Below are 14,632 nucleotides of genomic sequence, written 5' to 3' on the forward strand. Positions count from 1 at the left end.
ATCTGCAGACGGATTCTACATGGAAGCTCACCCAAAACTCAGACCTGTTGACACCTTAACTGACGGTGTTTACATTGCTGGTGTAGCACAAGGTCCTAAAGATATTCCTGACTCCGTAGCACAAGGTTCAGCTGCAGCATCAAGAGCAGCAATCCCAATGGCTAAAGGAGAAGTAGAAATCGAACCTATTATTGCATCCAACGACGACGCTGTTTGTGGTGCATGTCAAGTATGTGTTGAATTATGTCCATTTGCTGCAATTACCATCGCAACTGGTGTAGGTGGAAAAGAATTTGCACAAATTAACTCTGCATTATGTAAAGGATGCGGAACCTGTGTAGGTGCATGTCCATCCGGTGCAATGAACCAACAACACTTCAAAACCGAGCAAATTATGGCACAAATCAGTGCTGCTCTTGAAGACATAGGTAAATAGATTTAGAGATTTATTTCTCTATTTCTTTTTTTCTTTTTTTTAATTTTCCAAACTTTTTTATAGTATTTAGGATATATTATAAATAACAATTGTTATATGAATATCATGAAAAATCCGAAACTACTTTTATGCATTTTAATGATATCAGCACTTGGAATCAATACTCCTTTAAGCATAATTGGTATAATTTCACAGATATCCCAATATTTCAACACTACAATTTCAATATCAGGATTGTATGTAAGTTCATTCACCTTTACAATAGCGATTTTCGGATTATTTGTTCCTGTATTTTTTTCAAGGTTTGAAAGAAAGAAAACATTCATTTTTATTTTATCAATATTTGCAATTTCGAATTTTGCATTGATATTTACAAAAAATATTGCCGTTGCATCATTCTTTAGGATATTGTCTGCAATATTTTATCCGGCGTTCATATCTATTGCGCTGACAGTTTGTGAGGAGATAGCTCCTGAAGGTGAAAAGCAGGATTATATAACAAGAATATTGCTTGGAATTTCTGTAGGAAGTATTGTCGGTTTGCCGATAACTACAGGACTCGGCACAATATTCGGATACCAAATCGCCATGTCCTGGATTTTTGCAATCAATCTTTTTTCATTAGTGCTTATAATAATCTTCTTTCCAAACATTGATGGTAAATCAAAGGGTTATAAAATGCCCTTATCTGATTTGAAGTCAAAAGAATTCATTATTTCATCAGTTGGAATAATTATGATGCCAATAGGTGCAAGCATTGTTTACAATTATATGCCTTACTTCCTGCAAACCGTTTGTCATGTCTACACTTACAAATTAAGTATTTTCCTTTTCATATATGGATTATTCTCCATAGGTGGAACATGGTTAGGAGGAAAGTTAATAGTTTTAAAAGATAAAGCAACATTAATTGTTTTTCAGTTAGTATGCGTATTTGTGTTTTTATCATTGTATTTTTCAAAGGATTATTTGATTTTGACTTTGATCCTGATTTTAATATTCGGAATACTTGACGGAATGGGATATAATTTAATACAATACATCGAAACATCCGTATTATCCCAAAATCTTGAACTTGCAAATGGCATATTCTTAAGTATTTTAAATGGCGGTATTGCAATTGGAATTGCAATTGGAGGATTTTTGGTCGATGGATTTGGAGTGATGTCAATATTTGCGGCTGGTATTCTGTTTTTAATGTTTGCATTTATTTTGCTTTTTTATGCTATCACTATTTTAAAAATTAATTTGAAATACAGTTAATTTTTTTTAAATTAAATCTTTTTCATAACTATTATATTAGATGTTTGACATAAATTTAATCATAAGTATTTAATTGGATATTAGGTGTAGTAAATGACTAATTATCATGATGAAATTTTAAATTTTGAAAAAATTGCAAAAGAACATACTGAATATATGAGAAACAGTATCAACCTCATTGCTTCTGAAAACGTTACAAGTGTAGAAGTAACTGAAGCTGTTGCCACTGATTTTGCTCATAGATATGCTGAAGGACAAGCATTTGAAAGGTTTTATGAAGGATGCCAATACATAGATTTAATCGAAGATAAAACCAAAAAGCTTTCTTGTAAAGTTTATGACTGTGATTATGCAAATGTTCAACCTGTTTCTGGTGTAACTGCAAATCTTGCAGCATTCTTTGGTTTTGCAAAACCTGGTGAAAAAGTAATGGCATTGGAAGTGCCATCCGGAGGACACATTTCTCACGCTGATGTAAGTGCAGCCGGAATTCGCGGTCTTAAAACAGTTTTCCACCCATTGGATAAAGACATAATGAACATTGACATTGATGCAATGAACAAAAAAATATTAGAAGAAAAACCTGAAATTATTTTATTCGGCGGAAGTCTATTCCTGTTCCCTCATCCTATAAAAGAAGCTCGTGAAGCAGCTGATGAGGTTGGAGCTACAGTAATGTATGATGGGGCTCACGTATTGGGTCTTATTGCTGGAGGCCAGTTCCAACAACCTCTTAAAGAAGGGGCAGATTTGATGATGGGAAGTACCCACAAAACATTCCCTGGCCCACAAGGTGGAATCATTCTCTCACACAAAGAAAATGAAGAGATTATTGACAATGCGGTATTTCCTGGTGTTGTAAGTAATCACCATTTACACCACTTGCTCGGTTTAGGTATTGCAACCGCTGAAATGTTAGAATTCGGTGAAGCTTACGCAAAACAAATCATTAAAAATGCACAGGCATTAGGTCAAGCAATGTATGAAAGAGGATTCAATGTATTATGTGAAGAACAAGGTTTCACCCAATCCCACCAAATTGCCGTTGACTTAACTAACATCAGATCAGCATCCGATATTGCAAAGGAATTGGCTGACAATAATGTAATCCTAAACAAAAACCTCCTTCCTGGTGATAACAGAGACAACTCTGATGACCCATCCGGTATTAGAATCGGAACCCAAGAAATTACCAGAAGAGGTTTAAAAGAAAAAGAAATGGATGAAGTTGCTGAATTCATTAAACGTGTTGCAGTCGATAAAGAAGACATTGCTGATGAAGTTGCTGAGTTCATGAATCAATACACAAAACTAGATTATGCGTTCTCAGACAGAGAAGCTTATCAATATCACACATTAGATTAAAATGAGAATCGGATTTGCGTTTACCGGAGCGGGTCATTTACTCAGAGAATCTGTACAAGTGGCTGAAAAATTAGCTAGCGAGCACGAAGTTACAATATTCCTATCAGGTGCAGCCGAAGAAGTCCTTAAAATGTATGGACTTTATGAAAGGGTTGTCAAAATAACTGGTGGCAAATATCGTGAATTGGCTACAGATTCCAATCAAAAGTTTTCATATCCAATTACCGGTCGCCTATCATTAGGTAAATACGACTTATTGATAGTTTCTCCGGCAACAGCGAATACAGTTTCAAAGATAGTCTATGGAATAGCAGATACTCTTGTTACAAATGCAGTAGCACAATCAGGAAAAGGTGCTGTTCCGGTGTATATGGTTCCTGTTGATATTCATCCGGGACCAATCGACACAGTACTTCCTTCAAAAATGGAATTGTCCAAATGTAAAAGTTGCGATGACTGTGTTGCATCATTGGCTTGCGAACAGGGAGCCATTATTCCGCATGAAGAAATAGACTTGACAAAATGTATCGGTTGCGGTTTGTGTAGAAACACATGCCCGAATGACGCAATATCTGAAGGAAAGATCATTACAATCTATATGAGAGATATCGATATTGAAAATACTCGCAAATTGGCCAGTATTGATACTATTCAAATCTTTGAAAGCCCTATGGATATTTTAGACAAATTCTAATTTATCCCCTATTTTTAATTTTAATTCATCTTTTTTTGTTTCCAGAATATAACTTGCCTTCTTTTGAGGTTTATGGAATTTCCAAGGTTTTAAACTGACTTTTTCAAAAACAACTTTCTTTTCATCTAGAAAATACACGTCGATTTCAGACAGCATGAAATATGTATGTATGTTTGAGCCTTTCAGATTCGTAAATAACAGTCCAAAATCAATATTTTTTCTCAACATCAATCCTTTAAAACGCTTAAAAAAAGTGTTGGCATATTTAATTCTTATGTTTATACATTCATGGGTTGTTTTATTTAAAATCATGAATTAAATATTTCTATTTTAAAATATTTAATCTTTTAACGAGTTTAAATCAATATTAACTTAAATAAAAGTCTTTCCTTCTAAATCGCCACTTGACAAATCTTTGAGTGCAGTTTTAAACTCACCGGTTGAAAACACTCCGGGAAGGATTAGCCTGTCTTCATTCAACTCCAGTATAAAACAAGGTGTAGCTGTAATTCCGTTTGTCAGTGCTTCCTCTTTATCCAAGTATGCTTCTATATTGTAGTAGTTGTTTTCAAGAATTTTTTTGGCGTCAAATTCTGTCAGTCCGCATGAAATGGCAATTCCGATTAAGACATTTATATCGGCGATGTTTTCGTTTTTGACTAGGTTGGAGTAAAATATTTCCTCGACAAGCTTTAGGGTAATTTCCGGATTCATATTCTGAGCGTATTTTGTAAGTCTTAATGCATCTTTGGAACTTGTAAGAAGCATATCCCTGAAATTAATTTCCAGGCCGTCCTCATGTGCAATCTTTTCTATTTCATCAATCTTTCTTGAAGCATCTTCAGGAGACAATTCGTATTTTTCCGCATATCTTTCAGTGGTGCTTATTGTAGGTCTTTTCCCAGCATCCGTTTCAAGTTCAAAAGATCTCATTTCCCAGTCAACATCTAAGTTAAGACTTTCAACAGCTTTTTGAAGTCTTTTAAGTCCAATATATGAATAAGGGCAGTTGAAATCAATCAAATAAATAATATTCATTTTTTATCATCTTTTTTCTTTGATTTGTCTTTTTTATAGATTTTATATAGCTTTGCAATGTTATCTATACTTCTTATGATTGTATTATATTTTCTGTAAAAACTCATTTTATCACTAGTATTAATTTTAATTTATTAAAAGAATATTTTTCCATTCTTTAAATGAGTATGAATTGAATTATTGAGCTATTGCTTTGCAATGCTCTTGTTAATTTTTGATATAGTCATTTTAGTATTTATCATTTTTCTTTTTTGCGAATTAGTTATTCACTAAAATTTTTTGAATCCTTATTTTAGCATAATTTTTAATAATTTATATATAATATTTAATATAAAATTAATAGTGACTATTTGATAATGTTGATACAATTCTTATAATGGGAATTTAAAATCAAATATTGGTGATAATATGAATGAAATATTTAGGACATTTACATCAGAATCCGTAACTCAAGGACACCCGGATAAAGTTGCAGATATCATTTCTGATGCTATTTTAGATGCGTACATGGCACAGGATAAAAATTCACACGTTGCATGTGAAACTTGTGTAACAACTGATTTTTGTATGGTATTTGGTGAAATTACCTCATCAGCCCATATTTCTAAAGATGAAATTGAAAAGATCATAAGGGATACAATCATTGAAATCGGTTATGATAACCCTGATTTGGAATTTGATGGTCATTCTTGCATAGTTCAAAACAGGCTTCATGAACAGTCTGCAGATATTAATCAAGGAGTAGACCGTGGAGATGAGGAAAGTGGGGCTGGAGACCAAGGTATGATGTTTGGTTATGCAACTAACGAAACAGACTCATTAATGCCTTATCCAATCGATCTTGCTCGTAAATTAACCAATAAATTAACAGAACTTAGAGAAAGCGGGGAAATTCCATATTTAAGACCTGACGGTAAAGCTCAGGTATCCGTAAATTATGATAAGGATGGAAATGTTGTTTCACTTGACGCAGTTGTACTGTCAACTCAACATGATGAGACAATGTCTGATAACCAAGAGCAATTAAAAGCTGATATTCGTGAAAAGCTCTTCAAGGCAGTTATTCCTGATAACTTAATGACTGAAAATACCAAAGAGCACATCAACCCAACTGGTAAATTTGAAATTGGCGGTCCTCACGGAGATGCAGGTTTAACTGGCCGTAAGATTATTGTCGATACTTATGGAGGATATGCTCGCCATGGTGGAGGAGCATTTTCAGGTAAGGACTGTACCAAAGTGGATAGAAGTGCATGTTACATGGCAAGATACATTGCAAAAAACATTGTAGCTAGTGGACTTGCAGAAAAATGTGAAATTCAGCTATCCTATGCGATTGGAGTTGCCGAACCGACTTCTGTCATGGTGGATACTTTCGGAACCGCTGCAGCAGATCTTGATTTTGATAAAATCGTACGTGAAAACTTCAAATTAACTCCTGATGGAATCATTGAAACATTAGGATTAAGAGACACTACCTATAAACAGACTGCTAAATACGGTCACTTCGGTATTGAAGGTCTTCCATGGGAAAGAACCGACAAGGCTGAAGATTTGAAAAAGTATATCTAAATGAAGCTTTCCTCCTTTGAGGAATTGCTTTTAATTTTTTTTTAAATTCTCAATATAAATTTTTAACTCATTTTTTTGTTTTGCATATTTCTCTTTTTTGAAGATTTATCCATATTATTTTTTTTAAAATCTTTTCAATTTTTAAAATATTCGAAAATTTCAATAACCTTTATTTATTATCTTAAACAAAAGAATACATATTATAGATTAATAATTTTTGAGGAGTTACAATGCCAATAAAAGAGGCAGATAAATCATACAGTCACGATAAAATAGAAAAGAAAGTACAGAAGTTCTGGAAAGACGAAGATACTTTCAAAAAAGTAAATGAACTTAGAGAAAACGGTCCTAGGTATTCATTTTTAGACGGACCCCCATATTGCAGTGGTAAAATTCATTTAGGTACAGCTTGGAATAAGATTATTAAAGATTCATATTTGCGCTATAAGTCAATGAATGGATTTAGTTTAAGACGTCAGGCCGGCTGGGATATGCATGGGCTTCCAATCGAAAACAAGGTAGAGCATTTAATGGGCATTCAATCAAAGCAGGAAATTGAAGACACTATAGGCATGGCAGCTTTTGTTGATAAATGTAGGGAATTTGCAATGGAAAATAAAGTGGCCATGGAAGAGCAATTTGACCAATTGGGTGTTTGGATGGATTGGGATGACCCTTACATGACACTGGATCCTAAATATATGGAATCTTCATGGTGGACTCTTAAAAGAGCAAACGAACAGAATTTACTTGTAAACGACCAAAGGGTAATCAGCTGGTGTCCTCATTGTGGAACTGCACTGGCGGCCGCTGAAATCGAATATGAGGAAAAGGTCGACCCTTCAATTTATATCAAATTCCCGGTTAAAGGTGAAGAGAATACTTATTTCCTGGTTTGGACAACTACTCCATGGACTTTGCCTGCAAACATGGCTATTTGTGCAAATCCTGATTTTGATTATGTTTATGTTTCAAAAGACGGTGAAACCTATATTTTATCTGAAAACCTGATGGAAGACGTTTTAGGTAAACAGATTAAGATTCACAGAACTAAAATACCTGCAGAAAATGACGGTGAAGAAGATCAAATCATAGAAGAAAAAGAAGTGATGTATGAAGTTATCAAGACTGTTAAGGGTGAAGATTTAATTGGAATGAGCTATGAATACATTCTTTTGGATGAAGTTCCTAAGCATGCGGAATTCGATGAAATAGAAAATGTCCACAAAGTATTGTCCGGAGACCATGTTGAACTGGGTGAAGGTACTGGTTTAGTTCACACAGCACCAGGACACGGACCGGACGATTTTGAAGTAGGTCAGGCCAACGGAATTCCAATATTCTGTCCGGTAGGTGAAGATGGATGCTTCACACAAGATGCAGGAAAATACGCTGATAAATTTACAAAAGATGAAAACTCCCAAATAATTGAAGATTTAGAAAACAAAGGCTTAATGTATAGGTCAGAAACCATTGAACACAGATACGGTGTTTGCTGGAGATGTAAAACCCCGATTATTTACAGAGCTACAAAACAATGGTTCCTAAAGGTAACTGACATTAAACAAAAAATGTTGGATGAAATTGACCGCGTTGAATGGATACCTAAATGGGCCGGTGAAGGCAGATTCCATGATTGGGTAGACAATGCCCGCGATTGGACAATCTCAAGGCAAAGATTCTGGGGTATTCCAATTCCTATTTGGGAATGTCCGGACTGTGGTGAACTGAAAGTAATCGGTTCTCTTGATGAGTTAAAGGCCGAATCCTTAAATGAAATAACTGTTTCAGACTCAGAACTTATCCACAGGCCATACGTAGATGAAGTTGAAGTAAAATGCGACAAATGTGGTCAAACCATTAAAAGAATTCCGGATGTACTGGATGTATGGATTGATTCCGGTGTTGCCGGTTGGGCATCTCTATATTACCCTGAAGAAAAAGAGAAATTTGAAGACTGGTTCCCATATGACTTTATTACAGAAGGTCACGATCAAACCAGAGGATGGTTCTACTCACAATTGGGTACTGGAGTAATTTCTATGGGCAAAAGTCCTTATCAAAAAGTTTTAATGCATGGTTTTGTATTGGATGAGAACGGAAATAAGATGTCAAAATCATTAGGAAATGTCGTGTCTCCAGAAGAGGTCATTGAAAAGTATGGAGCGGATGTTTTAAGATTCTATTTATTATGGGCTTCCAAACCATGGGATGATTTAAAGTTCGTATGGGAGGAGCTTTTAAACATTAACAAAATGTTTAACATTTTATGGAATATTTATGTATTTTCAACCACTTACATGGCATTGGATAACTTCAATCCTGTTGGATTAAGTGAAGAGGACATGATTTTAAGAGCTGAAGACAAATGGATTATATCTAAGGCAAATACTTTAGTCAAAGAAGTTGCAGAAGAATTGGATAAGTTATATTTCCACAATGCAACCAGAAAAATCAATAATTTCATCCTCGAAGACTTAAGCCGCTGGTATGTAAGGCTTATTCGTGGAAGAACCTGGGTTGAAAGTGATGACCCGGATAAATTAGGTGCATACTACAGTTTATACACTGCAATCATCAAATTAATTTCCGTTTTATGTCCGATAGCACCTCATGTGTGTGAGGAAATCTATGAAAATCTTGTTAAGGGAGTAAATCCGGACGCTCCTGAAAGTATTCATATGATTGATTGGGGTTATGATGAGGATGCAATAGATAAAGGACTGGAAGCTAAAATGGATGTGGTTCGTGACGTTATCGATGCATCTATTAGGGCACGTGACATTGCGCAATATAAACTCAGATGGCCGGTTTCAGACATTACTGTCGTATCTCAGGATGAAGATGTCTTGAAAGCCATTGAAGAATTGGAGGACATCATTAAAGACCAGTCAAATACCAAAGAGGTTTTAAGAGCAAGCGAATTTGATAAGCTATCATTCAACGCCAAACCAAATCTCAAAATTTTAGGTCCGAAACTTAAAGGGGATATGGGCAAAGTCGTAAAAGGATTAAAAGAAAGTGACGGCAATCAAATTAAAGCGGAACTTGATGCCAATGGCAGTGTTGTTATTGAAGGAATTGAATTGTCTTGTGAAGAAGTATTATTTGACTCAGAACTTCCGGATGACTTTGTTTCATCAGAGTTTGACGGCGGAAACGTATTTGTAAATACCAATATTACTTTGGAAATTAGACAGGAGGCTATGGCTCGTGAATTGATAAGAAGGGTTCAAGACATGAGAAAAGATCTGGATTTGGATGTTGAAGCAAACATTAATGTTGATGTGGAAACATCTGCACAATTCAAGGATTTAATTGTTCCCCAATCAGAATTCATATCTCACGAAGTAAGGGCAAATAGCCTAATTATAACCGACACAGAGGAATGCAGTAAAGATTCTAAAGATTATACCAAAGAATGGGATATTGAAGGAGAAAAAGTTATTATTTCAATTAAAAATTAAGGTGTTAACATGACTTTAGCTGATTCAGAAATTGAATATATTGAAGGAATCCTTGGAAGGAAAATGAATGAATTGGAAGAGGGAATGCTTGATGTAATGTTTTCAGAACATTGTTCCTATAAAAGCAGCAGACCTTTCCTAAGAGCTTTTCCGACCGAAGGTGAAAATATTATTTTAGGTCCTGGAGATGATGCAGGGCTTGTATCCGTAACTGATAAATATGCATTGGCTGTAGGAATGGAATCACACAATCACCCATCAGCTATTGAACCATATGGTGGTGCAGGAACTGGTATTGGTGGAATTTTAAGGGATATTATTTCTATGGGAGCAATGCCTATTGCACTTTTGGATTCACTTAGATTTGGACCTTTGGAAGATGAAAAATCCAGGTACTTATTCGAGCATGTTGTAAAGGGAATCTCCGATTATGGAAATCGTGTCGGGGTACCTACCGTTGCAGGTGAAATCGAGTTTGATGAATCATTTAGAACAAATCCTTTAGTGAACGTAATGTGTGTGGGACTTGTTGAGAAGGATAAGATAGTTCGTGCACAGGCACCAAATATCGGTGATGTATTCCTTTTAATGGGAGGGACTACAGGACGTGACGGAATTCATGGGGTAACTTTCGCATCAGAAGAGTTAACATCAGATTCCGAAACTGAAGACAGGCCTGCCGTGCAGGTGGCCGATCCATTTACCAAAAAGAGGGTTTTGGAAGCTTCACTTGAAATCCTAGAAAAGATTAATGTCAGCGGTGTTAAAGATTTAGGCGGCGGAGGCCTCACCTGCTGTATTTCTGAATTGGTGGATTCTTCAAATAACGGTGCATTGGTAGATTTACGTGCAATTCCATTAAGAGAGACTGAAATGACTCCATACGAAATCATGCTTTCAGAATCACAGGAAAGAATGGTATTTGTGATAAACCCTGATGATGTTGAACTCGCTCAGCAAATTTGCGATAAACATGAAATTGTCTCATCAGTAATCGGAGAGGTCATTGATGGAAACAACATGATCATTTCAGATGATGGTGAAGAATTGGCTAATCTGCCAACTATTCTTTTAGCAGACCCTCCTTCAATCGATAGGCCGCTTGAAGAAATTCCAGAAGATACAGAAAAAATTGAATTAAAGGAACCTGGAGTTTACAAATCATTACCGAAACTATTATCATCTCCAAACATTGCTTCAAAAGAGTGGGTTTACAAACAATACGATCATGAAGTTCAAGTAAGAACCGTAGTAAAACCTGGAGATGATGCGGCGGTTTTAAGAATAGATGATGAGACTGCAATTGCACTTACTACAGATTCAAATACAATTCACACTAAATTGTCTCCATTTGATGGGGCTGCGGGATGTGTTGCGGAAGCTATCAGGAATGTTATTTCAATGGGCGCTACTCCTTATGCCGTAGTGGATTGCCTTAACTTTGGAAATCCTGAAACTCCAAAAATTTTATGGCAATTTAAAAGGGCTATTGAAGGAATGAGTCTTGTGGCTGAGAAATTCAATGCGCCGGTTATTAGCGGTAATGTCAGTTTTTATAATGAAACTGAAGGAATTAAAATCAATCCTACCCCTGCCGTTGGTGTCATTGGTGTTGAAAAAATCGATAACATCAGAACTATGGATTTCAAAAATGAAGGGGATAAGATTCTTTTAATTGGAAAAACTTATGATGAATTGACAGGTTCTGAATACCACAGAACAATTCATAATCTTGAAAAGGGAACTGCTCCAAGAATAAGAATCGATGAAGAAGTTGCTAACGGTCAAACAGTATTAAAGTTAATCGATGAGGATGTTGATAAAAATATCACTGCAGTTCATGATGTATCTGCAGGGGGTATAGCTATTGCACTTTGTGAAATGGTTATTAAATCTGGATTGGGCTGTGATGTTAATTTGGTTGATGATGAATTGGATAAAATCCAATTGCTTTACTCAGAAAGTCATGGAAGATACATTTTAACAGTAAAGGCTGATGCCGTGGATGATATTTTAGCAAAAATCGATGTCGACGTTGAGGTCATTGGAGAAGTAAAAGGCAATTCATTAAATATAAACGGTCACGAATTCAGCTATGAAGACTTAAACGATGCATATCATGGAGTTCTTGAAAAATATATGCCATAAATTTTGACTTGGGGGAGTTGAAACATGTTTTTATCAAAATTGGAATCTCTAACTAATGCATTAAATTTAATCAATGATAATCAAAAAATAACGGAGATTGAAGAAATTTCAATACATGATTCTCATAAAAGAGTTTTGGCAGAAGATATTGAAGCTTTTCACAATTCTCCTCCTTTTGATAAATCTGCAATGGATGGATTTGCTGTTATTGGTGAAAATACATTTGGTGCATCACAATCTGCTCCAAAAAACTTTAAGATAGTTGATGCAATTGGTGCAGGAGACTTTTCTAATAAGACTGTCGGCGAAAATGAAGCTATTGTAATAGCTACCGGCGCCCCTATTCCAGATGGGGCCGATGCCGTTATCATGAAAGAGTACACAACAACCGACGGGGATGATTTAACAATTTATTCACAGGTCACCCCTGGTGAAAACGTTTCTCCTAAAGCGGAAGACATTAAAAAAGGAGAAAAAATTCTTTCAAAAAATACTTTCATCAGATATCAGGAAATGGGATTAATCGCTTCAGCCGGCTATGATAAGGTAAAGGTCTTCAAAAAGCCTAAAGTTAAAGTAATCATTACAGGAAATGAGCTTGTTGAACCAACTAAAGAAGAAATTGATAAAGCAAAAATTATAAACTCTAATCAATTTACTATAAGGGCAATGGTTGAAGATTCTGGTGCTACTTGCGACATTGACCATGCTGGAGATTCCTTTGAAGAAGTAAAGGAAGCTATTTTGGATGCTTCTAATGATTATGATGTAATTATGACAACAGGAGGAACAGCCATCAGTAAAGGAGATGTTGTTCTTGATGTTATTGATGATATTGGTGATATATTGTTCCATGGTGTTGCCATAAGGCCAGGAAAACCAATCGGAGCGGGCATTGTAAATGATAAGATGGTATTCACATTTTCAGGCCAGCCTGTTGCGGCAATGACTCAGTTTGATATATTTGCTAGAAAATATTTATTTGAAATGCAAGGCAGATCATTTGATTTTAATATTGTCAAAAAGGAATCCCAATTGAAAATTCCTTCCCAACTCGGCAGGACAGATTTCATCCGTTCATTTACTGATGAGAAATATACAAGGCATGTCCTGAACAGAGGTTCTGGCATAATTAGGTCTATGGTAGAGGCGAACAGCTATATCATCATAGATGAAAATGATGAAGGATATCAAAAGAATGATATAGTTGATGTTGTCTTCTTTGATTCACTACTTTGGTAGATAAAGGTGCATTTTAATGAATGGGATTTATTATTATTTGATAGCTTTTTTTATCATCTGGATATTGTCCTTGACATTAAAAGATAAATTGTCTAATCATGGTTTTGAAATTAGTTTCCCGATTATCATGTGGAAAACCGATAGGCTCAGGGGGATAATTTCAAAAATTTCTAATTTTTCTCCAACATTTTGGAAATGGTATATGAATGTTGGAATTGTAATATGTTTTATTGGAATGGTGGCGATGGCATGGATACTGCTTAGTTCCCTGCAATCAGTTTTTGACACACAAACGGTTTCAATTGTACTGCCGGGTGTTGAAATACCTGGGTCTCCGATATATGTTCCATTTTTATCAGGTTTCATCGCATTGGCAACCGTATTGATAGTTCATGAGTTTTCCCATGGAATTCAATCTGTGGGTGAGAAAATTCCAATCAAATCAGTCGGATTATTATTGTTCGCCATAATTCCAGGGGCATTCGTAGAGCCTGATGAAGAGATTCTTAAAAAATCAAGCAGGGTTTCACGTCTAAGGGTATACGGTGCAGGAACAATGGCCAATATTACTTTGGCGTTGATAGCTTTATTGGTTGTTGCAGGGGTGTCTTATGAAATTCCCCAGCTATTTGATGAAAATGGAATAGAAATCAGCAGAGTTGTCGGTGACTCCCCTTCCGACGGTATTTTAAAGGAAGGAATGGTAATAGAGGCAATCGACGGCAATAAAATTAGTGATGCTCAAAGTTATGTTAATGTGGTATCTTCCTTTACGCCTGGAGACAATATAACGGTTCAGACAAATCAGGGCAGCTATACGGTTGAACTTGGTAAAAACCCCAATAATGAATCTGTCGGATTTTTCGGCATACAGGCATCAAAGCATTATGAGCTAAAAGATAATTCTTTAGGTTCAATTCCGTGGATATTGTTTAGCCTAGCGGATGTTTTCCAATGGATATTTACTCTAAATTTGGGTATAGGGCTCTTCAACATACTTCCAATCAAACCACTTGACGGTGGACATATGCTTGAAATTTTGTTGAGCTATAGATTATCTGAAAAGCAATATGCACCGATAGTCAATTCAATTTCAGCTATTTTTGCTATTGTAATCGTATTCAGCATTATAGTTGGCTTTATTTAGTCGAAATTACTTATTTTATGTCTTTAGAGTTTTATATAGGCAATAATTTCATTAAATAATTTTTTTTTTTTTAAATGAAATTTGTTTAAAAATAGGGAGGAAATGAAAAGCATGATTTAATCATGCTTTTTGAATAAAAAGGTTAATAAAAAAGTTTTGAATTTTAGTTTTTTCTTCTGAGTACTGCGTATCCGCCGATGATTCCGGTTACTGCTAATAATGCTATGATTGGGTTACCGGTCACAGGCATAGTGTGGGTT

11 protein-coding genes are annotated in these 14,632 nt (G+C 35.5%); 9 read left to right on the plus strand and 2 right to left on the minus strand.

Features of this window, described 5'->3' with window-relative positions; all coding sequences use genetic code 11:
* From ACJMLZ_RS00145 to ACJMLZ_RS00160, 4 genes are all read left to right on the plus strand, one after another.
* Positions 1-436 (plus strand): 4Fe-4S binding protein (locus tag ACJMLZ_RS00145; RefSeq protein WP_405303300.1); only part of this gene is annotated, 436 nt, incomplete at its 5' end.
* Positions 437-532: 96 nt separating this feature from the next.
* Complete coding sequence (locus tag ACJMLZ_RS00150) at positions 533-1,699, plus strand: MFS transporter (protein WP_405303301.1); 1,167 nt, start codon at positions 533-535, stop codon at positions 1,697-1,699.
* Between the two features lie 93 nt (positions 1,700-1,792).
* Positions 1,793-3,064, plus strand: a complete 1,272-nt coding sequence (gene glyA, locus ACJMLZ_RS00155; protein WP_405303302.1) for a serine hydroxymethyltransferase — start codon at positions 1,793-1,795, stop codon at positions 3,062-3,064.
* A gap of 1 nt (position 3,065) precedes the next feature.
* Entirely contained in the window at positions 3,066-3,758 is a 693-nt protein-coding gene (locus ACJMLZ_RS00160; RefSeq protein ID WP_405303303.1) for a dihydromethanopterin reductase (acceptor), read from the plus strand.
* On the opposite strand, the gene ACJMLZ_RS00165 is transcribed toward ACJMLZ_RS00160, so the two are convergent.
* Together ACJMLZ_RS00165 and ACJMLZ_RS00170 are read right to left on the minus strand one after the other, a co-directional pair.
* Positions 3,744-3,986, minus strand: coding sequence for a hypothetical protein (locus tag ACJMLZ_RS00165; protein WP_405303304.1), 243 nt, complete (start codon positions 3,984-3,986; stop codon positions 3,744-3,746). The genes ACJMLZ_RS00160 and ACJMLZ_RS00165 overlap by 15 nt on opposite strands.
* A gap of 144 nt (positions 3,987-4,130) precedes the next feature.
* On the minus strand, positions 4,131-4,796 hold the full coding sequence (locus ACJMLZ_RS00170; protein ID WP_405303305.1) for a DsbA family protein: 666 nt from the start codon (positions 4,794-4,796) through the stop codon (positions 4,131-4,133).
* A 408-nt stretch (positions 4,797-5,204) separates the two neighbouring features.
* Here ACJMLZ_RS00170 and metK point away from each other — a divergent pair, with 408 nt between their 5' ends.
* The 5 genes from metK (at position 5,205) to ACJMLZ_RS00195 (ending at position 14,372) form a co-directional block, all read left to right on the plus strand.
* The gene (gene metK / locus ACJMLZ_RS00175) at positions 5,205-6,368 is read left to right on the plus strand and encodes a methionine adenosyltransferase (RefSeq protein WP_405303306.1); all 1,164 of its coding nucleotides are present in this window, start codon (positions 5,205-5,207) and stop codon (positions 6,366-6,368) included.
* Positions 6,369-6,598: 230 nt separating this feature from the next.
* A complete protein-coding gene (ileS, locus tag ACJMLZ_RS00180; RefSeq protein ID WP_405303307.1) occupies positions 6,599-9,835 on the plus strand; it encodes an isoleucine--tRNA ligase in 3,237 nt (1,078 codons plus the stop codon).
* Between the two features lie 9 nt (positions 9,836-9,844).
* Positions 9,845-11,983, plus strand: a complete 2,139-nt coding sequence (gene purL / locus ACJMLZ_RS00185; RefSeq protein WP_405303308.1) for a phosphoribosylformylglycinamidine synthase subunit PurL — start codon at positions 9,845-9,847, stop codon at positions 11,981-11,983.
* Between the two features lie 24 nt (positions 11,984-12,007).
* Positions 12,008-13,225, plus strand: a complete 1,218-nt coding sequence (gene glp, locus ACJMLZ_RS00190) for a gephyrin-like molybdotransferase Glp (RefSeq protein WP_405303309.1) — start codon at positions 12,008-12,010, stop codon at positions 13,223-13,225.
* A 16-nt stretch (positions 13,226-13,241) separates the two neighbouring features.
* Positions 13,242-14,372, plus strand: coding sequence for a site-2 protease family protein (locus tag ACJMLZ_RS00195; protein ID WP_405303310.1), 1,131 nt, complete (start codon positions 13,242-13,244; stop codon positions 14,370-14,372).
* Positions 14,373-14,632 lie beyond the last annotated feature (260 nt).

This window comes from Methanobrevibacter sp., from assembly GCF_045126245.1.
GTDB lineage: Archaea > Methanobacteriota > Methanobacteria > Methanobacteriales > Methanobacteriaceae > Methanocatella.